This window comes from Streptomyces sp. NBC_00878 (assembly GCF_026341515.1).
Taxonomy (GTDB): Bacteria; Actinomycetota; Actinomycetes; order Streptomycetales; family Streptomycetaceae; genus Streptomyces.
Window position 1 is genome coordinate 6488608 of the sequence record NZ_JAPEOK010000001.1, and the last position, 22447, is coordinate 6511054.

General features: G+C 67.9%; 22 protein-coding genes. 18 read left to right on the forward strand and 4 right to left on the reverse strand.

Going from position 1 to position 22447, the window contains the following annotated elements; genetic code table 11:
- Positions 1-59 precede the first annotated feature (59 nt).
- The 13 genes from map to OHA11_RS28255 all read left to right on the forward strand — a co-directional run bounded on the left by map (position 60) and on the right by OHA11_RS28255 (position 13473).
- Positions 60-896: a type I methionyl aminopeptidase gene (map, locus tag OHA11_RS28195; RefSeq protein WP_266501048.1), complete on the forward strand. Its 837-nt coding sequence runs from the start codon at positions 60-62 to the stop codon at positions 894-896.
- A gap of 280 nt (positions 897-1176) precedes the next feature.
- Entirely contained in the window at positions 1177-1398 is a 222-nt protein-coding gene (gene infA, locus OHA11_RS28200) for a translation initiation factor IF-1 (RefSeq protein ID WP_003948620.1), read from the forward strand.
- A 198-nt stretch (positions 1399-1596) separates the two neighbouring features.
- On the forward strand, positions 1597-1710 hold the full coding sequence (gene rpmJ / locus OHA11_RS28205) for a 50S ribosomal protein L36 (RefSeq protein WP_003998809.1): 114 nt from the start codon (positions 1597-1599) through the stop codon (positions 1708-1710).
- Between the two features lie 194 nt (positions 1711-1904).
- Positions 1905-2285 (forward strand): 30S ribosomal protein S13, encoded by a 381-nt coding sequence (gene rpsM / locus OHA11_RS28210; protein WP_266501051.1) that lies wholly within the window; start codon positions 1905-1907, stop codon positions 2283-2285.
- 69 nt (positions 2286-2354) lie between these two features.
- Positions 2355-2759, forward strand: coding sequence for a 30S ribosomal protein S11 (gene rpsK, locus OHA11_RS28215; RefSeq protein WP_003956432.1), 405 nt, complete (start codon positions 2355-2357; stop codon positions 2757-2759).
- A gap of 168 nt (positions 2760-2927) precedes the next feature.
- A complete protein-coding gene (locus OHA11_RS28220) occupies positions 2928-3950 on the forward strand; it encodes a DNA-directed RNA polymerase subunit alpha (RefSeq protein WP_003966937.1) in 1023 nt (340 codons plus the stop codon).
- A gap of 193 nt (positions 3951-4143) precedes the next feature.
- The gene (gene rplQ, locus OHA11_RS28225) at positions 4144-4662 is read left to right on the forward strand and encodes a 50S ribosomal protein L17 (RefSeq protein ID WP_266501054.1); all 519 of its coding nucleotides are present in this window, start codon (positions 4144-4146) and stop codon (positions 4660-4662) included.
- 154 nt (positions 4663-4816) lie between these two features.
- Positions 4817-5674, forward strand: a complete 858-nt coding sequence (gene truA, locus OHA11_RS28230) for a tRNA pseudouridine(38-40) synthase TruA (protein WP_266501056.1) — start codon at positions 4817-4819, stop codon at positions 5672-5674.
- A gap of 215 nt (positions 5675-5889) precedes the next feature.
- Entirely contained in the window at positions 5890-7485 is a 1596-nt protein-coding gene (locus OHA11_RS28235; protein WP_266501059.1) for a glycosyltransferase family 2 protein, read from the forward strand.
- Entirely contained in the window at positions 7482-8531 is a 1050-nt protein-coding gene (locus OHA11_RS28240) for a glycoside hydrolase family 26 protein (protein ID WP_266501062.1), read from the forward strand. Before OHA11_RS28235 ends, OHA11_RS28240 begins: the two co-directional genes overlap by 4 nt.
- Entirely contained in the window at positions 8528-10735 is a 2208-nt protein-coding gene (locus OHA11_RS28245) for a glycosyltransferase family 39 protein (RefSeq protein ID WP_266501064.1), read from the forward strand. The genes OHA11_RS28240 and OHA11_RS28245 overlap by 4 nt, the downstream gene beginning before the upstream one ends.
- Positions 10732-12636, forward strand: coding sequence for a glycosyltransferase family 39 protein (locus tag OHA11_RS28250; protein WP_266501066.1), 1905 nt, complete (start codon positions 10732-10734; stop codon positions 12634-12636). The genes OHA11_RS28245 and OHA11_RS28250 overlap by 4 nt, the downstream gene beginning before the upstream one ends.
- 84 nt (positions 12637-12720) lie before the next feature.
- Entirely contained in the window at positions 12721-13473 is a 753-nt protein-coding gene (locus OHA11_RS28255) for a polyprenol monophosphomannose synthase (RefSeq protein WP_055614908.1), read from the forward strand.
- A gap of 180 nt (positions 13474-13653) precedes the next feature.
- Here the strand turns inward: OHA11_RS28255 and OHA11_RS28260 are convergent, their stop codons facing one another.
- A complete protein-coding gene (locus tag OHA11_RS28260) occupies positions 13654-14523 on the reverse strand; it encodes a hypothetical protein (protein ID WP_266501069.1) in 870 nt (289 codons plus the stop codon).
- A gap of 537 nt (positions 14524-15060) precedes the next feature.
- Between OHA11_RS28260 and rplM the strand changes: the two genes are divergently transcribed.
- The 3 genes from rplM to glmM all read left to right on the forward strand — a co-directional run bounded on the left by rplM (position 15061) and on the right by glmM (position 17709).
- The gene (gene rplM / locus OHA11_RS28265) at positions 15061-15504 is read left to right on the forward strand and encodes a 50S ribosomal protein L13 (RefSeq protein WP_055614906.1); all 444 of its coding nucleotides are present in this window, start codon (positions 15061-15063) and stop codon (positions 15502-15504) included.
- Positions 15505-15545: 41 nt separating this feature from the next.
- Positions 15546-16085, forward strand: a complete 540-nt coding sequence (rpsI, locus tag OHA11_RS28270; RefSeq protein WP_266501071.1) for a 30S ribosomal protein S9 — start codon at positions 15546-15548, stop codon at positions 16083-16085.
- A gap of 265 nt (positions 16086-16350) precedes the next feature.
- Entirely contained in the window at positions 16351-17709 is a 1359-nt protein-coding gene (gene glmM / locus OHA11_RS28275; RefSeq protein ID WP_266501073.1) for a phosphoglucosamine mutase, read from the forward strand.
- Positions 17710-17834: 125 nt separating this feature from the next.
- Here the strand turns inward: glmM and OHA11_RS28280 are convergent, their stop codons facing one another.
- Positions 17835-18773 carry a DUF389 domain-containing protein gene (locus tag OHA11_RS28280; RefSeq protein WP_266501074.1) on the reverse strand — a complete coding sequence of 313 codons (939 nt, stop codon included), beginning with the start codon at positions 18771-18773 and terminating at the stop codon, positions 17835-17837.
- A gap of 48 nt (positions 18774-18821) precedes the next feature.
- Entirely contained in the window at positions 18822-19811 is a 990-nt protein-coding gene (gene coaA, locus OHA11_RS28285; protein WP_266501075.1) for a type I pantothenate kinase, read from the reverse strand.
- A 198-nt stretch (positions 19812-20009) separates the two neighbouring features.
- Between coaA and OHA11_RS28290 the strand changes: the two genes are divergently transcribed.
- The gene (locus tag OHA11_RS28290; protein WP_266501077.1) at positions 20010-20267 is read left to right on the forward strand and encodes a hypothetical protein; all 258 of its coding nucleotides are present in this window, start codon (positions 20010-20012) and stop codon (positions 20265-20267) included.
- A 144-nt stretch (positions 20268-20411) separates the two neighbouring features.
- Positions 20412-22259 carry a glutamine--fructose-6-phosphate transaminase (isomerizing) gene (gene glmS / locus OHA11_RS28295; RefSeq protein WP_266501080.1) on the forward strand — a complete coding sequence of 616 codons (1848 nt, stop codon included), beginning with the start codon at positions 20412-20414 and terminating at the stop codon, positions 22257-22259.
- Here the strand turns inward: glmS and OHA11_RS28300 are convergent.
- Entirely contained in the window at positions 22220-22441 is a 222-nt protein-coding gene (locus tag OHA11_RS28300) for a DUF397 domain-containing protein (RefSeq protein ID WP_266507513.1), read from the reverse strand. The two genes, glmS and OHA11_RS28300, sit on opposite strands and share 40 nt — an antisense overlap.
- Positions 22442-22447: the final 6 nt, after the last annotated feature.

The window sequence follows — 22447 nt, forward strand, 5'->3', positions numbered from 1 at the left end:
CGGCCTTACTGTTGTGTAGTTGACCGAATAGGCAGAGAAGACGGAGAGCGCGGGCCCTCATGGTGCAGATCAAGACCCCCGAGCAGATCGCCAAGATGCGTGAGGCGGGCCTGGTCGTCGCCGCCGTCCACCAGGCGACGCGGGAAGCCGCGGTGCCGGGCGCCACGACGCGCGATCTGGACCAGGTCGCGCGCAAGGTGCTCGACGAGCACGGCGCGAAGTCGAACTTCCTCGGGTACGGGGGCTTTCCAGCGACGATCTGCACCTCGGCGAACGAGGTCGTCGTGCATGGGATTCCGAGCGATGAGGTCGTCCTGAAGGACGGCGACATCATCTCGATCGATGCGGGCGCCATCGTCGACGGCTGGCACGGCGACGCCGCCTTCACCGCCTTCGTCGGGTCCGGTCACGCTCCGGAGCTCCTTGAGCTGTCCCGGGTGACGGAGGAGTCGATGTGGGCCGGGATCGCGGCGATGAAGCCGGGGAATCGGCTCGTCGACGTCTCGCGTGCCATCGAGACGTACATCCGGCGGCAGCCGAAGCCCGGCGGTGGCAAGTACGGGATCATCGAGGACTACGGCGGTCACGGCATCGGTACCGAGATGCACATGGATCCGCATCTGCTGAACTACGTGGAGCGGCGGCGGGGGAAGGGGCCGAAGCTCGTTCCCGGGTTCTGCCTTGCCATCGAGCCCATGGTTTCGCTGGGTACGCCGAAGACCGAGGTACTGTCCGATGACTGGACGGTCATCACTACGGACGGTACGTGGTCGTCGCACTGGGAGCATTCTGTTGCTCTGACGGAGGGTGGGCCGCTTGTGCTCACGGCTCCCGACGGGGGTAGGGCGAAGCTGGCGGAGTATGGGATCACGGCTGCGCCTGATCCTCTGGGCTGAGTTCGCGTCGTAGGGGCGGGCTGGTGTATGTGTCGCGGCTGCGGGCCGGTGGGGGCTCGTCGCGCAGTTCCCCGCGCCCCTGAAGGGGCGCCCATGCCAAGCCTCGTTTTCAGGGGTCCCCGCTAGCTCGCTGCTTAGGGATCTTCCGTGTGGGGCAGGCTATCTCGATTCGTCTTTCCGAGGGCCCTGGCGTAGACTGACTCGTCGGCTCTCGTGCATCCGCATGTCTGCATGTGGTAAGCGCGGGGCCGATCAAGGTAGTCGATTCGAAGGGCGAAGCGTGGCCAAGAAGCAAGGTGCCATCGAGATCGAGGGCACTGTCGTCGAGTCTCTTCCGAACGCCATGTTCAAGGTCGAGCTCCAGAACGGCCACCAGGTCCTGGCGCACATCAGCGGCAAGATGCGTATGCACTACATCCGTATCCTCCCTGACGACCGGGTCGTGGTGGAGCTGTCTCCGTACGACCTCACGCGCGGTCGGATCGTCTATCGATACAAGTGAGCTTGGGTGAGTCCCGTACTCGCCTCGGCGGCCGGGAGGGTCGTTGTCGGACAGGTTCGCCCTGTCAAACTCTCCGGAGCGATCCAGGGGAGAGTCTTCCTGATCCGTCAGGAAGAGAACTCCAACGGTACAAGTAGATCTTTTTTTGCGCCCCGCCTCCGCCTGGTGCGGTGGCACTGACCCGGAGAACCTCACCCAATGAAGGTCAAGCCGAGCGTCAAGAAGATCTGCGACAAGTGCAGGGTGATCCGCCGTCACGGCCGGGTCATGGTCATCTGCGAAAACCCGCGCCACAAGCAGCGCCAGGGCTGACGCACGACCGAACCTTCTGCACCCGCAGAGCTTCGCGCGACGCAAGTAGTACATGTTCATACGCAGAGCCCGGATCCGCTGTTCACAGGGATTCCGATACCCCCGGTCGGAGGCCGGGGACCCAGTTCGTACCTCATACGGCGACTGGGAACCGGCTCTGCGGAAGACCTCCGAACGACAACTGGAGCCATTGAATGGCACGCGTTTCCGGTGTTGACATCCCGCGCGAAAAGCGCGTGGAGGTTGCCCTCACCTACGTGTTCGGCATCGGCCGGACCCTCTCGCAGAAGACGCTGGCTGACACCGGCGTCAACCCGAACACCCGCGTTCGTGACCTCTCCGAGGAGGAGCTGGTCAGGATCCGCGAGTACGTGGACGCCAACTTCAAGACCGAGGGTGACCTCCGTCGCGAGGTGCAGGCCGACATCCGCCGCAAGGTCGAGATCGGCTGCTACCAGGGTCTGCGTCACCGCCGCGGCCTGCCCGTTCACGGTCAGCGCACCAGCACGAACGCTCGTACCCGCAAGGGCCCGCGTCGCGCGATCGCCGGTAAGAAGAAGCCGGGCAAGAAGTAGTCCTCAGCGGACAACGCTTCATCAGCGGTCTTCGCTGTAGGACCGACCACCTCCCCGTAGGAGTAATAGATGCCCCCCAAGGGTCGTCAGGGCGCTGCCAAGAAGGTGCGCCGCAAGGAAAAGAAGAACGTCGCTCACGGCCACGCGCACATCAAGAGCACGTTCAACAACACCATCGTCTCGATCACGGACCCCTCGGGCAACGTGATCTCCTGGGCCTCCGCCGGCCACGTCGGCTTCAAGGGCTCGCGCAAGTCCACCCCCTTCGCCGCGCAGATGGCCGCCGAGTCGGCCGCCCGCCGCGCGCAGGAGCACGGCATGCGCAAGGTCGACGTCTTCGTGAAGGGTCCGGGTTCCGGTCGTGAGACCGCCATCCGTTCGCTTCAGGCGACCGGTCTCGAGGTCGGCTCGATCCAGGACGTCACGCCGACTCCGCACAACGGCTGCCGTCCGCCCAAGCGTCGTCGCGTCTGACCCCGGCGCTTCTGGGTTTGCTGTGCCCCGGGCTTTCGGCCGGGGGTGTGGGGGCTGTCCCCCACATGTAACAGCCGGGCGGTACGGCTCTTCCGAGTCGTACCGCCCGTACCCTTGTTACACATCAGGGCGTCAAATAGCGGGCGCCCCTGACTGAAGGATCGCAACATGCTGATTGCTCAGCGTCCCTCGTTGACCGAAGAGGTCGTCGACGAGTTCCGCTCCCGGTTCGTCATCGAGCCGCTGGAGCCGGGCTTCGGCTACACCCTCGGCAACTCCCTCCGCCGGACTCTGCTGTCGTCGATCCCGGGTGCGGCTGTCACCAGCATCCGTATCGATGGCGTTCTGCACGAGTTCACCACCGTGCCTGGTGTCAAGGAAGACGTCACCGACCTCATCCTCAACATCAAGCAGCTCGTCGTCAGCAGCGAGCACGACGAGCCTGTCGTCATGTACCTGCGCAAGCAGGGCCCGGGGCTCGTCACCGCCGCCGACATCGCGCCTCCGGCCGGTGTCGAGGTGCACAACCCCGACCTCGTCCTCGCCACGCTCAACGGCAAGGGCAAGCTGGAGATGGAACTGACGGTCGAGCGTGGCCGTGGTTACGTCTCGGCTGTTCAGAACAAGCAGGTCGGTCAGGAGATCGGGCGTATCCCGGTCGACTCGATCTACTCGCCGGTTCTGAAGGTCACGTACAAGGTCGAGGCGACTCGTGTCGAGCAGCGCACCGACTTCGACAAGCTGATCGTCGACGTCGAGACCAAGCAGGCCATGCGTCCTCGTGACGCCATGGCGTCGGCTGGTAAGACGCTCGTCGAGCTGTTCGGGCTTGCCCGTGAGCTCAACATCGACGCCGAGGGCATCGACATGGGTCCGTCCCCGACGGACGCCGCCCTCGCCGCGGACCTGGCTCTGCCGATCGAGGAGCTTGAGCTCACCGTTCGGTCGTACAACTGCCTCAAGCGTGAGGGCATCCACTCTGTGGGTGAGCTCGTTGCCCGCTCCGAGGCGGATCTGCTCGACATTCGTAACTTCGGTGCGAAGTCCATCGACGAGGTCAAGGCCAAGCTCGCCGGCATGGGCCTTGCCCTGAAGGACTCGCCTCCCGGATTCGACCCGACCGCCGCCGCGGACGCCTTTGGCGCGGATGATGACGCGGATGCGGGCTTTGTGGAGACTGAGCAGTACTAAGAGCTCGGGGTCCGCTGTCTGTTCTAGGCTGCGGGCCGGTTCTTGGCTGGTCGCGCAGTTCCCCGCGCCCCTTAAGGGGCGCGGGTCCTCCGGCGCCTTGCAAAAGGTGCCCGGATCTCCGACGGGCGATCGCCCGCTCGGACACTGACCTCGGTACCTGATACGGCCGGGGCAGACACCTAGGAGAAACGCCATGCCGAAGCCCACCAAGGGTGCCCGTCTGGGCGGCAGTGCCGCGCACGAGAAGCTGCTCCTCGCGAACCTCGCGAAGTCGCTCTTCGAGCACGGCAAGATCACGACCACCGAGGCGAAGGCCCGTCGGCTCCGGCCGTACGCCGAGCGTCTGGTCACCAAGGCGAAGAAGGGCGACCTTCACAACCGCCGGCAGGTGCTCTCGGTCATCACGGACAAGAGCGTCGTCCACACGCTCTTCACCGAGATCGGCCCGCGCTACGAGAACCGCCCGGGTGGCTACACCCGTATCACCAAGATCGGTAACCGCCGTGGCGACAACGCGCCCATGGCTGTCATCGAGCTGGTGGAGGCCCTGACCGTGGCCCAGCAGGCCACCGGTGAGGCCGAGGCGGCGACGAAGCGCTCCGCGAAGGACGCCGAGGCCGCTGTTGAGGCCAAGGCCGAGGAGACCCAGGTCGAGGACGCCAAGGTCGACGTGACCAAGGCTGACGAGGCCGAGGAGTCCAAGGAGGCGTAAGGCCGTCCTTGGCTGCCGGTCCGTTGTGGCTGGTCGCGCCCACGCGGCGGTAGCCGCATATCGGTACAGCCCCGCGCCCCTTCGGGGCGTGCTTGAGCGGGCCCGTTCCTTTCCAGGAGCGGGTCCGCTTTCGTGTTCTTGAGAGGATCTCCAGGTGAGTGACGAAGCAGCGCCCGGCCATGTCCGTATCCGGATGGACGTCTCGTACGACGGGAGCGAGTTCTCCGGGTGGGCCAAGCAGGCCGGGGGGCGCAGGACCGTGCAGGGGGAGATCGAGGATGCCCTGCGGACGGTGACGCGGGCGCGGGACATCACGTACGAGCTGACCGTGGCCGGGCGGACCGATGCCGGGGTGCATGCCCGGGGGCAGGTCACGCATGTTGATCTGCCTGTGGAGGTGTGGGGCGAGCAGCGCGGGAAGCTGCTGAAGCGGCTGGCCGGGCGGTTGCCCAGGGATGTGCGGGTGTGGGCCGTCAGGGAGGCGCCGAGCGGCTTCAACGCGCGGTTCTCGGCCGTCTGGCGGCGGTACGCCTATCGCGTCACCGACAACCCCGGTGGTGTCGATCCGCTGCTGCGTGGCCATGTCCTCTGGCACGACTGGCCGCTCGATGTCGATGCCATGAACGAGGCCGCTCAGCGGTTGCTCGGAGAGCATGACTTCGCCGCCTACTGCAAGAAGCGGGAGGGTGCCACGACCATCCGTACGCTTCAGGAGCTGCGGCTGGAGCGGGGGAGTGACGGGATCGTCACCGCCACCGTGCGGGCCGATGCCTTCTGCCACAACATGGTGCGGTCGCTGATCGGGGCGCTGCTGTTCGTGGGGGACGGGCATCGGGGGCCCGAGTGGCCCGGGAAGGTCCTCGCCGCGGGTGTACGGGACTCCGCCGTGCATGTGGTAAAGCCGCACGGGCTGACGCTCGAAGAGGTCGGGTATCCGGCCGACGCGCTGCTGGCCGCGCGGAACAAGGAGGCGCGGAACCGGCGGACACCGCCGGGCGCGGGGTGCTGCTGACGGGCTGCGCTGACCTGCGGCTCCGTCGGCCTGTAAAGGTGCGTAAGTGGTTAGATATGCCCGCTGTTGCGTGTGATGAAACCCCTGCGTAACACGAATGTTCGGACGTAACCTCTGAAACTCGGTTATGATTTCGCTGCTCGGCTGAAGGTTCGATTAGGGGTCGGCCGGGTTTGGGCGGGGGTAACGGGCCGTAACGGCCCCGGGGGTTGTGCATGAGTGCAGTGGGGACTGCTCGTGTTCCGCAGAACAGGAAACGAAAAAAGACGTCGCAGAGCCATGGGCTCCTGCCGACGCCGCCGGACGACGTAGAGAAGTACTCGTACTCGCGTCGGTATCTGTGGGTGCTGACGGTCGGTTCGCTGATCAGCTTCGCGTGTCTGGCGATGAGCCAGTTTCTGTTCACGGCGTCGAGCCCGTGGTTCTGGCTGACGCTGCCGCTGCTGGCGTTCATCATCGCGGACTATCTGATCTCGTTGTACCTCGACGGGCTCAGCAAGGACTTCGACATCAAGGGCCACAAGCGTCTCGTACGCCAGTGGCATCCGGCCGTGTATCCGAGCGTGGACATCTTCCTGCCGGTCTGTGGTGAGCCCCTGGAGGTGCTCCACAACACCTGGGTCCATGTGAACCGGCTGGCCGACAGCTACCAGGGCGTCGTGAAGACGTACGTCCTGGACGACGCGGCCGAGGAAGAGGTCGGGGCGATGGCCCGCGACTTCGGGTTCGAGTACGTGGTGCGCGCCAACCGCGGCTGGTTCAAGAAGGCGGGCAACCTCAACCACGCCTTCGAGATGACCGACGGCGACCACATCCTGATCCTGGACGCCGACTTCGCGCCGCGCGCCGACCTGCTCGACGAGCTGCTGCCGCACATGGACGACGACGAGAAGTGCGCCATCGTGCAGTCGCCGCAGTTCTTCCGCATCGTCGACGCGCAGAACTGGATCGAGCGTGGCGCCGGCGCCGTGCAGGAGCAGTTCTACCGGTCCGTACAGACCTCCCGTGAGGACCTGGACGGCTCCATCTGTGTCGGTTCGTGCGCCGTCTACCGGCGCGCGGCCCTGGAGCAGACCAACGGCATCACGCTGATCGAGCACTCCGAGGACATGTACACCGGCTTCGACCTGCGGGCGCTGGGCTGGAAGCTGCGCTACGTGCCCGTCGCGCTGTCCGCCGGTGTGTGCCCGGACACGGCCGGTGCCTTCCACAACCAGCAGTACCGCTGGTGCATGGGCTCACTGGAGCTCCTCACCAGCAAGCGGTTCTGGGAGATGGACCTCAAGTTCAAGACCCGGCTCTGCTATGTGTCGGGCTTCCTCTACTACCTGCAGACCGCGCTCGCCACGTTCATCGCGCCGGTCATCCCGCTCGCCCTGATGATCCTTCGCCCCGATCTGCTGCGCGCCGAGGCCGCCCTGTGGGTGCTGCCGAGCGTCGCGTACGTGACGCTCGTCCTGCCGCTGTGGCACCGGGCGCCCTACCGTCTCGAGGCCTGGGCCGTCCGGATCATGTACGGGTGGTCGCACGTCTTCGCGGTCTGGGACGTGCTGCGGGGCCGTCCGATGGGCTGGAAGCCCACGGGCTCGGCGGGCGCCAAGAAGAACGGCATGCGCCGCTACTGGAACTGCATGATCTTCTGGACCGGCGGCTCCGCCGTCCTGTGGATCATCGTCGCCGCCTGGCGCATGCTCACCCTCTATCCGCCGGACTTCGCGCTGATGCTGTCCGCCGGCCTCTTCTACGCGATGGTCGTCGGCCGTGTCCTCGTACAGCCGCGTGCCCAGGAAGTGCAGGAAGCGACCGCATGAGTCTTTCCGTACGCCGAGTGCGGGCATCACGTCCCGTGCGGGCGCTCGTCGTCACGCTCCTTGCCGGTGCGCTGCTGGCCGGGTGCAGCACGTTCTCCGAGGAGGGCCGCGACCAGTACGAGCGCGGACAGGGCGAGAAGCCGGGGGCCGACGGCACCGGTGAGGCCAGTGAGTCCGCGAAGCCGGAGCCGCCGTACGACGTGCGGCCGCTGCTGCAGCCCAAGAAGAAGTACCTGGGCGTGGCCGCCGACGGCGCTCCCGCCAAGATGACGTCCGTCGAGGACTTCGCGAAGCGGGCGGGCAAGAAGCCCAACCTGATGGAGTTCTACTCCGCCTGGGGCGACCAGTACGAGCAGGCGCTCGTGAAGAAGTCCTGGGACTACGGCGCCGTGGCGTTCATCGCCTGGGAGCCCTTCGAGACGAGCATGAAGGACATCGCCTCCGGCAAGGAGGACGCGTACATCCGTGAGTACGCGAAGTCCGTCAAGGAACTGAACCTGCCCGTCGCGATCAGCTTCGCGCACGAGATGAACGGCTTCTGGTACCCGTGGGGCACCAGGAAGACCACCGCCGCCGACTTCACCGCCGCGTACAAGCACATCCACGACCTCTTCGACGACGAGGGCGCCACCCAGGTCATCTGGGTGTGGAGCCCGAACGTCACCCACCCGATGCCGAAGGTGAAGCTCAAGCCGTTCTGGCCGGGCGACGACTACGTCGACTGGGTCGGAGTCATCGGCTACTACGCGGCCACCGGTCCCTCGACGTACGACTCGCTCTACGGACCGACGATGACGCAGATCCGGGGCTTCACGAAGAAACCATTCATCATCGCGGAGACGGCCGCGCAGGCCGGTCAGCGCAAGCCCACCGACATCAAGTCCCTCTTCCAGGGGACCGCGAAGCGCGACGACGTCGTCGGGTTCGTCTGGTTCAACTTCGACAAGGAGACGGACTGGCGCATCAACAGCGGTCCGCTGTCGGAGAAGACCTTCAAGCAGCAGGCGGCGAGCCCGAGCTTCGGATTCGATGTGACGAAGCCATGAGCGACCGACGCACGCCCACCTGGGCGGACGACTCCGAGCTGCACGACGAGCAGGGTTACGGGCAGCGGCAGGACCGTCAGCAGAGCCCACTGCAAGGCCTTCAGCAGGGCCCGCCGGAGCATCAGCAGCAGTACGGCAACGGCAACGGCAACGGCAACGGCAACGGCAATAACGGGTACCCGCAGCAGAACCAGCAGCATCAGCACCAGCAGCATCAGCAGTACGGCAACGGAAACCAGCAGCAGTACGGCAACGGGAACCAGCAGCAGTACGGCCAGGGCGGTCAGCAGCAGTACGGCCAGGGCGGTCAGCAGCAGTACGCGCAGGGAAACCAGCAGCAGTACGCCCAGGGCGACGAGGACCAGCGGCGGTACGCGCAGCAGGAGAGCCTGCGGCAGTACGCGCAGCGGGCCGAGGCCCAGGTCCAGCAGGGCCAGACCCGGCCCCGCGTACAGCCGACCTACCCTCCCTACCAGCAGCAGGCCGGCGGCGATCAGGGCGGCTACGTCACCGAGACCGGCAGCTGGCGCTTCGACGTCCACGACCGGACGTCCTCGTACCCGGACCAGCAGACCTACGACACCTACGCGCCCTACGACCCGTACGCCTCGTACACCGCGGTCGAGCCGGAGGCGGCTCCCGCGCCCACGGCACCGGAGTCGGAGAAGCCGGGGTACACGCTGCCGCCCGTGCAGGAGTCGGCGTGGGCGGTGGACGGCGGGCGCAGCAAGTTGCTGGGCCGCTGGGTGATGCTCTGCGTCCTGCTGATCCAGACCGGACTCTCGCTGCGGCTGCGCGGCACCGCGTTCCAGGACGAGGCGCTCTACATCGCGGCCGGCCACTACGAGGTCGGGAACATCCTCAACGGCACGCCCGTGCCGGGTGACTTCGAGGGCTACTTCTCGGGCTACCCGAAGCTGTACCCGGTGCTCGCGGCCATGGTCGACAGCGTGGCCGGGCTCGCCGGAGTGCGCATCGTCAGCCTCTTCTTCATGCTCGGTGCGACCGCGCTGCTGTACGCGACGACCCGCCGGATGTTCAACGTCCGGGCGGCGCTCGGCGCGGCGGCGCTGTTCTCGGTCATCCAGTCGACGGTGTTCCTCGGCAACTTCGCCACCTTCGACGCCGCGGCGATCTTCCTGCTGGCCCTGGCGTTCTGGATCGTCGTACGGACCGGCCGGTCGCACATCCTGGCGGTCGTGCTCGCGGCGCCCCCGGCGTTCCTGGCCTTCGGCACCAAGTACGCGGCGGGTCTGTACCTGCCGACCCTGGTGGTCCTGGCCGTGCTGACCGCCTACCGGCACCGCGGGGTGCTCGCGCTCGTCCGCGGTGCGCTGCTCGGCGCGGCGATGGCCGCCATGCTGGGTGCCGCCTACGTCCTCACCGGCTCGCTCGGCGGTATCAGCCAGACCACCACCGACCGCGCCAAGGGCGCCGACACGGCGACGACGATCCTGCAGCACAGCTCCGAGTGGGGCGGGCTGATGTTCCTGGCCGCGCTCGGAGGCTCCATCGCCTATGTGATCCGCCCGAGCATGGGTGAGATGCCCTGGCTCGACAAGCAGGGGCCCGGGCCCGGGAGGTTCCGGCGGGTCTTGCTCGGTCTGCTGCTCACCGGGACCGCGCTGCTCGCTCCGGCCTATCAGATCCATCTCCAGACCGAGATCTCGCTCTTCAAGCACGTGGGCTTCGGTCTGCTCTTCGCCGGACCGATGGCGGGCCTCGGCATGTCACGGCTCGTCGGCCCGCACTTCCGGCACCCGCAGCTCGGCATCATGCTGTACGTCCTGACGCTGGTGTTCGGCATGGTGCAGTCCCAGCAGGCGTACAGCTTCCCGGACTCCAAGGAGATGACGGCGATCCTGCGCACCATGGTGGACCGCAAGGGCAGCTACCTCGCCGAGGAGCACGAGGTTCCCGCGTACTACCTGCGGGACAAGACCGACTACGACCAGTGGCAGAGCACGTTCGGCATGGACTACAAGGACAAGAAGGGCAAGCAGTACTCCGGCCCCGACGCCTACCGTGCCGCGGTCAAGGACGCGAAGTTCGACGTCATCGTGTTGCGCGGGACGGTCACGCCCGAGGTCGATACGGCCGTGACCGACGCGCTGCGCGGCAATTCCCACTACCGCCTGGCAGCCGTGTCGCGCTTCACCACCAGCAAGGGCGACGGCGCGTTCCGGATTTGGGTGAAGCGATGAGTGTCAATGCCTCTCCGCCGTACGGCGGCGGATACCCCGATGCCCAGGGGGGCCACGATCCGTACGCGGGTCAGGGCGCCTACCCCGGGCAGGGCGCGTACGCCGACGGCCAGGGCGGTTACGCCGGTCCTGGTCAGGGCGGCTACGCCGACCCGGCCCAGGGCACCTACGCCGACCACGCCCAGGGCGCGTACGGCGGCCCCGGCACGTACGCGGATCCCGGTCAGTACGCCGACCCGGCCGCCTACGCAGGCGCCCCCGGGCAGCAGCAGGCGCAGGCCGCCGAGCCCGTCGCGCCGAAGCAGGTCGCGCCGAAGCCGGTCGACCCCGAACCGCCCGCGGACGAGCCCGAGGCCGAGGCCGACGCGCCCGAGGACTCGAAGGGCGGGCGGCTCGTCACTGCTGTGACGTTCCTGCTTCCCACGCTGCTCGCGTTCGCCATGATCTGGCGCGGGATCGGCGACCGCCAGCTGTGGCGGGACGAGCACGCCACCTGGTGGGCGGCCACGCTGTCGTTCCACGACCTGAGCCTGCTGATCCGCTCGATCGACGTCGTGTTCACGCCGTACTACGTGGTCATGCACGTCTGGATCGCCATCGCCGGGGACTCCCCGACCGCGATGCGCATCCCGGGCGCGGTGGCGATGGCTGCATCAGCCGGTCTGCTGGCCCTGCTCGGGCGGCGGCTGTTCACCACGCAGGCGGGCATCCTCGCGGGGCTGGCCGTCGCCGTCATGCCGTTCACCACCCGGTACGGGCAGGAGATCAGGCCGTACGCCTTCGCCGTGGCGGCGGTGCTGCTGTCGACGCTGCTGCTCGCCCGGGCGCTGGACAAGCCGTCGTTCAAGGTGTGGGTCGCCTACACCCTGTCGGTGCCGCTGATCGGCTGGAGCCATCTGGCCTCGATGGCGGTGCTCGGCGCACATCTCGTGATCATCGTGATCGCGCGCCGCGCGGGTGACAAGATCGTCGGCTGGGCGTACGCGGCGGCCTTCACACTGGGCATGTGCTTCGTCGTCCCGATGGCCGTCTCGGGCTCTGGGCAGAGCGGTCAGATCGCCTGGAACAACCCCGGCGTCGAGGACCTGATGGACTTCCCCAAGAACCTCTTCGGCTCCTGGGCGGTGGCCGTACCGGTCATGGCGCTCGGCGCGCTCGGGCTGTTCTTCGCGGGCCGGATGGCTCTTCCCCTGGCCGTCTGGATCGTGCTGCCGCCCGTCGCGACGTACGTCACCGCCGCGCAGCTGCACCTCTTCCTGCCGCGCTATCTGCAGTTCACGGCGCCCGCCTGGGTGCTGCTCGCGGCCGTGGCCGTGGTCCGGCTCGCCGGTCCGGTGGCCGGGGCGAAGGCCGGCACGGGGGCGGTGGCCCGGCGCGGCTTCGGCTGGGTGCTCGTGGCGGCCGCGGTCGCCGGGGTCGCCTTCCAGTCGCTGCCCGGCATCCGCGAGACCCGCCAGAACGCGCTGGGCGAGCCGGACTACCGGGGCGCCGCGCAGCTCATCGAGGCCGGACAGAAGAAGGGCGACGGCATCGTCTTCAGCGGTGTGCAGACCGAGCGCCGGGCCATGGACTTCGAGTTGCGCGACGACGCGGGCCGTCCGAAGGACTGGCTGATGTACCGCACACCGCAGGAGCGGGGCTCGTTCGACGCGGCCGAGTGCCCGCATCCCGCCAAGTGCCTGGCCAAGGCCGATCGCCTCTGGCTCGTGTCGACCACGCTCGACGGGAAGCCGTTCAGCGGCATGCCCACGACGTCGGCGGCCGTGATCCAGAGAAGTTTCAAGGTCGTGAAGACCAAGAAGCTCACATACCTCCAGCTCGTGCTCCTCGAAAGGACACGCGCGGCGACGGACTCGTCCGAGGAGAAGGACGACGCCGCCAAGCGCAAGGTGCATACCTGAGTTGGGTAGCCGGGCGCGGGCCAGCCCCGCGTCCGGCCAATCCCGCGTCCGCGGGGGCAAACAGAAAATGGGGAGGGGAAAGAGATGTCGTACGACGTGGGGGCGGACGTGGCTGTCACCGTGGTGATGCCTACGTACAACGAAGCCGCCAATCTGCCGAGAATGGCCGAGGCGGTGCTTCAACTGCCGCTGAACGGGCTCCACTTGAAGGTAGTGGACGACTCTAGTCCGGATGGTACAGGACGGATCGCCGAGGAGTTGGCGGAGAAGTACAACTGGGACGGGCGGCGCCGGATGAGCGTGCTGCACCGGACCGAGAAGGACGGCCTGGGGCGTGCGTACGTCGCGGGCATGAGTGCCGCCGTCGACGAGGGCGCGCAGTACGTCGTCCAGATGGACGCCGACGGCAGCCACCCCGTGGAAGCGGTCCCACGCATGCTCGGCACCGCCGTGGCCTCGGGCGTCGGCCTGGTCATCGGCAGCCGGTACGTGGAGGGCGGCCAGCTCGACGACGACTGGGGCGCGCACCGCGTGCTGCTGTCCCGCTTCGCCAACCGTTACGCGCGCACCGTGCTCGGCACGAAGATCCGCGACATCACGGCAGGGTTCAATCTCTGGTCCGCCCAGACCCTCCGCGATGTCGACCTGCACTCGCTGGACAGCGCCGGCTACAGCTTCCAGGTGGAGCTCAAGTTCAAGGCCGTACGCGCCGGTCACGCCGCCGTGGAGATCCCGATCCGCTTCGAGGAGCGGACCGAGGGCGTCTCGAAGATGACCCTGCGTACGCAGCTGGAGTCCGCCGTGGTGCCGGTGAAGCTGCGGCTCAAGCACAAGTAGGCGGCAGGCAGCGGCAGAACGCACCACACGTAAGGCGCGCAAGCCGGGCGCGCACGTAGACACACAAGCAGGACGCATGACCGATGGCTGAGACGCATGAGTTGGCACGGGGACGGCGGTCTGCTTCTGGGCGGACCGCCGTTCTGCTCTTCGGCGGCCGTTCCGCCGGTCGAACGGGGCCTACTGGTTGGCCGCAGCCGAAGCCTGGGCCTCGCCGCGGCGGTGGATCTGCCGGAAGGTGAACTCGGCCAGGTCGTCGCCGGTGGTGAAGACCTTGGAGTCCTTCTGGGTCACGTCCTTGCCGTTGGTGAAACCGGCGACCGTGAAGTACGTGTAGCGGCCGTACGAGTTGGTGGTCGAGCGGCAGATCGCGGAGCGGCAGAAGGTGGCGACGCCCTCGCCGGACAGGGACTGGACGACGCTCTTGCCGTCGGCGTCGTTCTTCGCCTTGAGGGCCTTGCCCTCGGTGTCGAAGACGGCCACACCCACCGTCACCGCGACCCCGTCCTTCGCGTACGTGACGCGCATGAGCCGGGTGCAGTCGTTCTTGGTGAGGACCGCGCCGAGCGTGCCCTGGGCGGCCGACGCGCAGTTCTTCGTGGACGCCATCGCGCCCTTCTTGTAGACCGTCTCGCCCATCGTCAGCTGCGACCCCGGGAAGAGGAGGTCCGGAGCGAGCGGCGCGGTGTCCTTCTGTACGTTGCCTATGAAGTCCTTCGGGTCCAGCGGCGGCGGCGCCGAGGTCGCCGCGAAGGACGGGCCGGGAGCCGAGGAGCCCGCCGGGATGTCCCCGGACGTGGGCAACTCGGAGGCAGGCCTGTTCCCCGCCTGGTCCTCGCCGTCCCCCGAGACCATGGCCATCGCGACGGCGGTGCCCACCGCGACGGTCGCGAGCGCGCCGCCGACGATCAGCAGCCATTTGCGGCGCCGGTTCCGCGTCTCGGACGCCTCGGCCAGCGCCGCCCAGTCCGGTGACTGATTGCTCCACCGCGGCGGTTGAGAACCTGACCCCCCGGAACCCCACTGGGGTCCCCCCTGCCCAAAGCTCATGGGCCGCATCTTAGACGGGACAAGGGGTGTGCTGGTCCGTCTCCGGCATCACCGGAACCCCTTGCGCGTCAAACGTGATGAGGCCAAAGGGGGCATCTCCGGGTGGTTGGTACGAGCCCGTATGGCGATCCGCACTTTCTTTGTCTACCGGGAGCCGTTTCGGCCGCCGTCCCGCGGGCCCTTTTGCCCTGGGGTGGGCACAGCGGGTGGGCGGGGGCGGCAGGCGGGGCGGGCGCGCCGGGCGCGGTGAGCGTGCCGGGCGTCGCGGGTGGGGTCGGCGTGGGGGGCGTCGGGCAGGTGGCCGAGGGGCGAGGTCACTCGTTTTGACCCTTGCGGGTTTGCGCGGGTACTCTTGCGGTTTGTTATGCGTATCGGCTTGGTCGTTCTCACGCGAGAGGCCCTTACGTAGGTTCCCTGGAGCAGTTACCAGTGGTCGGCATACGGGCAGCGTTCCCGGCACTGTCGTCCCCAGCTGCACGATCGCTTCAGTGATGCCATGTGTCAGGACCCATCCACTGAAGAAGCGAAGGCTACGAAGTGCGTACGTTCAGCCCCAAGCCCGGCGACATCACTCGCCAGTGGTACGTCATTGATGCCCAGGATGTCGTCCTGGGTCGTCTGGCCACCACTGCCGCGAACATCCTGCGGGGCAAGCACAAGCCGATTTACGCGCCCCACGTCGATGCCGGTGACTTCGTCATCATCATCAACGCCGACAAGGTGCACCTCTCCGGCAACAAGAAGACCCAGAAGCTGGCGTACCGCCACTCCGGCTACCCGGGTGGTCTGCGCTCCGTCCGTTACGACGAGCTGCTGGCGAAGAACCCCGAGAAGGCCGTCGAGAAGGCCATCAAGGGCATGATCCCCAAGAACACCCTGGGCCGTCAGGTGCTCTCGAAGCTGAAGGTCTACTCGGGCGACCAGCACCCGCACGCTGCGCAGCAGCCGGTGCCGTTCGAGATCACCCAGGTCGCGCAGTAGTTCCGGCCACCCCCTAAGACAAAGAGAATCTGAGGAAAATCGTGGCCGAGACCACCGCTGAGCAGCCGGTCGAAGAGACCGAGACCGAGCTCGTCGAGAACGCCGAGAACGTCGAGAGCTACACCACCGAGTCCGAGGCGCCCGTTGAGGGCGAGTACACCTCGGAGTCGCTCGCGGGCCGCTTCGGCGACCCGCAGCCGGCCGCAGGCCTGGGCCGTCGCAAGAACGCCATCGCCCGCGTCCGGATCGTCCCGGGCTCCGGCAAGTGGAAGATCAACGGTCGCACCCTTGAGGACTACTTCCCCAACAAGGTGCACCAGCAGGAAGTCAACGAGCCCTTCAAGGTGCTCGAACTCGACGACCGCTACGACGTCGTGGCCCGTATCTCGGGTGGCGGTGTCTCCGGTCAGGCCGGTGCGCTCCGTCTTGGTGTCGCCCGCGCGCTGAACGAGGCCGACGTCGACAACAACCGCGGCGCCCTGAAGAAGGCCGGCTTCCTCAAGCGCGACGACCGTGCGGTCGAGCGCAAGAAGGCCGGTCTCAAGAAGGCCCGTAAGGCCCCGCAGTACAGCAAGCGCTAAATCTCGCTCAGCTGTTTGCACGAAACGCCCCGGCGGCACGTTCTGTGCCGCCGGGGCGTTCGTTTACCACAACCTTGGAACAGGTCCGGAAGTCTGCCTCAAGGCAGGCCTGTAAGGCGGCAGCCTTGACACAGACCTGAGAGATATACAGGTCCAAGGGATATACCTGTCAGGGGCGGAGCCGCTCCCTGACAGGAGTCGTAGCCGGCCCCTCGGCCTGAGCCGCACATTCTGTAGTAAGCCTGAGCAAGTTCGGAGGACACCAGTGGGACGACTCTTCGGGACGGACGGCGTACGCGGTGTCGCCAACGCGGATCTGACGGCCGAGCTCGCGCTCGGTCTCTCCGTGGCGGCGGCGCACGTACTGGCCGAGGCGGGCACCTTCGAGGGCCACCGGCCGACGGCGGTGGTCGGGCGGGACCCGCGCGCGTCCGGGGAGTTCCTGGAGGCCGCCGTGGTCGCGGGCCTCGCCAGCGCGGGCGTGGACGTCCTGAGCGTCGGCGTCCTGCCGACCCCGGCGGTGGCGTATCTCACCGGCGCGCTCGGCGCCGACCTCGGTGTGATGCTCTCCGCCAGCCACAACGCCATGCCGGACAACGGCATCAAGTTCTTCGCCCGCGGCGGCCACAAGCTCGCCGACGAACTGGAGGACCGGATCGAGGCCGTCTACGAGGAGCACCGCACCGGCGCTCCATGGGACCGGCCCACCGGATCGGGCGTCGGCCGCGTCCGGACCTACGAGGAGGGCTTCGAGCAGTACGTCGCCCATCTCCTCACCGCCGTTCCGAACCGGCTGGACGGTCTGAAGGTCGTCCTCGACGAGGCGCACGGCGCGGCCGCCCGGGTATCGCCCGAGGCCTTCACCCGCGCGGGCGCCGAGATCATCACGATCGGCGCCGAGCCGGACGGGCTCAACATCAACGACGGCTGCGGCTCGACCCACCTCGGCCTGCTGAAGGCCGCCGTCGTCGAGCACGGGGCCGCCCTCGGCATCGCGCACGACGGTGACGCCGACCGGTGCCTCGCCGTGGACCACACGGGAGCCGAGGTCGACGGCGACCAGATCCTCGCCGTGCTCGCGCTCGCGATGCGGGAACGTTCCGAGCTGCGGTCCGACACCGTCGTCGCGACGGTCATGTCGAACCTCGGGTTCAAACTGGCGATGGAGCGCGAGGGGCTGGCACTCATCCAGACCGCGGTCGGGGACCGGTATGTGCTGGAGGAGATGAAGGAGCACGGGTTCGCGCTCGGCGGCGAGCAGTCCGGGCACGTGATCGTCCTGGACCACGCGACCACGGGCGACGGAACGCTGACCGGGCTACTGCTCGCGGCGCGGGTCGCCGAGAGCGGTCGTACGCTTCGGGATCTGGCGTCCGTGATGGAGCGGTTGCCGCAGGTTCTCATCAACGTGCCGGATGTCGACCGGGCGCGGGTGGGGACGTCCGCGGAGTTGGCTTCGGCTGTTGCCGAGGCCGAGCGGGAACTTGGGGCCACCGGGCGAGTGTTGTTGCGGCCTTCCGGGACCGAGCCGTTGGTTCGGGTGATGGTTGAGGCGGCGGACATTGATCAGGCTCGGTCTGTGGCGGGGCGGTTGGCTGATGCGGTGAAGTCTGCGCTGGGGTGACCTTGGGGGCCGGGTCGGGGGTGGGGGCTGTGGATTCGTTGCGGGGTGCGGGTGCGTTGTGGCTTGTCGCGCCCCGCGGCGGAGCCGCAAATGTCACAGCCCCGCGCCCCTTAAGGGCGCCCCCGTTACCCGGCGCTTGTGCGGTTCCGTTGGTTTGACCACAGCCACTTCTGGGCCAAGAGGGTCAGGGTTCCTGCCAGGACGATGCCCAGGAGGTTCAGCAGGAGCTGGTTCGTTGAGCCGATGGTCTGCTTGGTGTCTCCGTAGCTGAGGGCCACGGCCGCGTTGGCGGCTGCCGGGACCGTGGTGACGGAGATGGCCACGCCCACCAGGAGGCCCGACTTGGCCGAGGTCAGGGAGAGGGTGCCGGCGATGCCCGCGAGGACCGCCACGACGAACGAGAACGGGTCGGGGGCGTAGACGAAGGCCGTGTTGGGGCGGTCGGCCTCCAACTGGGCCTCGCTGAACAGGCCGATGCTGTCCATGAAGAAGCTGAAGCCGACCGTCACCGCCATCGCCACCGCGAAGCCCACCAGTAGCGCGATCAGGGAGCGCAGGGCCAGGCGCGGGTGACGCTGGACCAGGGCCGTGCTGACGCCCGCCAGCGGGCCGAACTCCGGGCCCACCGCCATCGCGCCCACGATCAGGATCGCGTTGTCGAGGACCACACCGCACGCCGCGATCATCGTGGCGAGCGTGATGAAGGCGACGTACGTGAACGAGAGCGTCGACTCCTCGTGCGTCGCGTCCGCCAGGTGCTCCCACAGGACCGCGTCCGCGCCCTCGCCGGGCGCCTCGTCCTCCGCCTCGTCGGCGCGCTTCGACAGCGACAGGTCGATGTTCTCGACGGCGATCGAGCCGTGCGTATCGATCTCCAACTCGCGCAGCCCGCTGATCAGTTCGTCGCCCGCCTCGCGCGCCACGTCGCACATCACGATGTCGCCGGCGGGGTTGCGGGCGGCGCCCGGTACGACCGCCAGGTGGGTGGTGCCGACCGTCTTCTGGATCAGGCGAACCACGGCGTCGGTCCGGTCGGCCGGGGTGATCAGGCGGAGATGCAGCATGCGACGCAGAGTATCCAGACTGTCCGCAGAGGGGTGGACGACCCCGGGTCACAGCTTGCGCAGGCTCAGCTTCTGGACCTTGTGGTCCGGGCCCTTGCGGATGATCAGGGTGGCGCGGCCGCGGGTGGGGGCCACGTTCTCCAGGAGGTTCACCTTGTTGATGGTGCGCCAGGTGGTGCGGGCGTAGTCCAGGGCCTCGTCCTCCGAGACCTGCGTGTACTTGCGGAAGTACGAGGACGGGTCCTGGAACGCCGTCTCGCGCAGCCTGCGGAAACGGTTCAGGTACCAGCGCTCGATGTCCTCCGCGCGGGCGTCCACGTACACGCTGAAGTCGAAGTAGTCGGCGAGGCCGACGCGGGTGCGGCCGTCGCTGCCGGGGAGGGCAGGCTGGAGGACGTTCAGGCCCTCCACGATCAGGATGTCCGGGCGGCGGACCGTGAGGCGCCTGCCGCGGACGATGTCGTAGATGAGGTGCGAGTAGACGGGGGCCGTCACCTCGTCCTTGCCCGCCTTGATGTCCGCGACGAAACGGGTCAGCGCCCGGCGGTCGTACGACTCCGGGAAGCCCTTCCGCGACATCAGGCCGCGGGCCTGGAGCTCCTCGGTGGGCAGCAGGAAGCCGTCCGTGGTGACCAGCTCCACGCGCGGGTGCTCGGGCCAGCGGGACAGCAGGGCCTGGAGGAGACGCGCGACGGTGGACTTGCCCACGGCGACCGAGCCCGCGACGCCTATCACGAACGGCGTACCGGACTGGGAGCCCTGCTCGCCGAGGAACGTGTTCAGCGCGCCGCGCAGGCCGTCGGTCGCGCCGACGTAGAGATTGAGGAGTCTGGAGAGCGGCAGATAGATGTCCCGCACCTCGTCGAGGTCGATGACATCGCCCAGGCCACGCAGCTTCTCCACCTCCTCGGCGGTCAGCGGCAGCGGCGTCTTCTCACGCAGTGCCTTCCATTCCGAGCGGGTGAGGTCGACGTAGGGAGTCGCCTCCGGCCTGGGCCGGTGGGCGCTCCGCGGCAACGAGGAGACCGGTGAGATCACAGTCCATTGTTACGGGAGTACGAACAGAGTGGCGGGTGGAGTCCGTCACGTCGGTGCGCTCTACACGCGTCCGGTGGCGCGTTCCGTACGCGTCCGGAGATGTCCGGAGGTCTGGACCGCGGGGTCCTACGGGGATAGCGTCCCGCCAACCGGGAGCGAGCCGCCTTCCGGTGTTCTGGGGGGTTTGGGGTGGTCGTCATGGCCGTGCGTTTCCGTGTGCGTGGCTTCGGCAGACGCAGACCGGGGGCGGTGCCCGGGGTTCCGCCGCTGGAGTCGGCGGAACTGGAGGGCCGGGTGCGCAGCGAGCTGTCCGTCGATCTGCCGGACGAGGACCTGGGGGAGTACCTCTACGACTGCATAGACCTGTACGAGATGGGCAGCAAGCCGCGCTGCGAGGAGGTCGAGTACTTGGGGATGGTGCAGGAGGCGATCGACCGGATCGAGCGGGGGGAGTAGGGGAGTAATCGACCGGATCGAGCGCGGGGAGTGGGGGAGCGGGAGAGCAGGGGGGCTCCGGAGCGGTACGTGTGGGCGCGGGGATTTCCGATATCGGGCACGCGGTGCCGGGGCGGGGCGGGCGTCGGCATCTAGGCTGCCGCCATGTGCGGAATCGTGGGATACGTGGGGTCGCAGTCGGCGCTTGACGTAGTGGTGGCCGGACTGAAGCGGCTGGAGTACCGGGGTTACGACTCGGCGGGCGTCGCGGTGCTCGCGGACGGCGGGATGGCTGCCGCGAAGAAGGCCGGGAAGCTCGCCAACCTGGAGAAGGAGCTGGTCGAGCGGCCTCTGCCGACCGGGTCAACGGGTGTTGGCCATACGCGTTGGGCCACCCATGGCGGGCCGACCGACGCGAACGCGCACCCGCATCTCGACAACGCGGGGCGGGTCGCCGTCGTCCACAACGGCATCATCGAGAACTTCGCCGCGCTGCGCGCCGAGTTGGCGGACCGGGGTCACGAGCTGGTCTCCGAGACCGACACCGAGGTCGTCGCGCATCTGCTCGCCGAGGAGTTCTCCGCGTGCGCCGATCTCGCCGAGGCCATGCGGCTGGTGTGCCGACGGCTGGAGGGCGCCTTCACGCTGGTCGCCGTGCACGCCGACGAGCCGGACGTGGTGGTGGGGGCGCGGCGCAACTCGCCGCTCGTCGTCGGGGTGGGGGACGGTGAGGCCTTTCTCGCCTCGGACGTCGCCGCGTTCATCGCGCACACGCGGTCGGCGATCGAGCTGGGGCAGGACCAGGTGGTCGAGCTGCGGCGGGACGGGGTGAGCGTCACCGGGTTCGACGGGCTGCCCGCCGAGGTCCGGTCGTTCCACGTCGACTGGGACGCGTCCGCCGCCGAGAAGGGCGGCTACGACTACTTCATGCTCAAGGAGATCGCCGAGCAGCCGAAGGCTGTCGCCGACACGCTGCTCGGGCGGATCGACGCGAGCGGGTCGCTCTCGCTCGACGAGGTACGGATCTCTCCGAGTGAGCTACGTGAGGTCGACAAGGTCGTGGTGGTGGCGTGCGGGACCGCCTTCCACGCCGGGCTGATCGCCAAGTACGCCATCGAGCACTGGACCCGGATCCCGTGCGAGGTGGAGCTCGCGAGCGAGTTCCGGTACCGGGATCCGATTCTGGACGCGCGGACGCTGGTGATCGCCATCTCGCAGTCCGGGGAGACCATGGACACGCTGATGGCGTTGAGGCACGCGCGGGAGCAGGGGGCCAGGGTGCTGGCCGTCTGCAACACGAACGGGTCGACGATTCCCCGGGAGTCGGACGCCGTTCTTTACACGCACGCGGGGCCGGAGGTCGCGGTCGCGTCGACCAAGGCGTTTCTGACGCAGCTTGTTGCCTGCTATCTCGTGGCCTTGTACCTGGGGCAGGTGCGTGGGACCAAGTGGGGCGACGAGATCCAGGCCGTGGTGCGTGACCTGTCCCGGATCTCGTGCGAGGTCGAGCGGGTGCTGGAGACGATGGAGCCGGTGCGGGAGTTGGCCCGGTCGCTGGCCGGGAAGAACACCGTGCTGTTCCTGGGGCGGCACGTGGGGTATCCGGTCGCACTGGAGGGCGCGCTCAAGCTCAAGGAACTCGCGTACATGCACGCCGAGGGCTTTGCGGCGGGGGAGTTGAAGCACGGGCCGATCGCTCTGATCGAGGAGGATCTGCCGGTGGTTGTCGTTGTGCCGTCTCCTCGGGGGCGGTCTGTTCTGCACGACAAGATCGTGTCGAACATTCAGGAGATCCGGGCGCGGGGGGCTCGGACGATCGTGATCGCGGAGGAGGGGGACGAGGCGGTGGTTCCGTACGCGGATCACTTGATTCGCATCCCTGCTACGCCGACGTTGCTTCAGCCGTTGGTGGCGACTGTGCCGTTGCAGGTGTTTGCTTGCGAGTTGGCTACCGCTCGGGGCAACGAGGTGGATCAGCCGCGGAATCTGGCGAAGTCGGTGACCGTGGAGTAGGGCGACTTCAGCGCTTCTATGAAGGGGGCGAAGGCTCCGGTCGGGAAGGTGAGGGTGCGGGCGGCCGGGGTCTTGGAGTCGCGGATGGCTATGTGGGTGGGGGAGTTCGCGATCTCCACGCAGGAGTTGCCGTCACCTGCGCCTGAGTGCGACGACTTCCGCCAGTTGTCGGGGGTGGCCACGGTGCG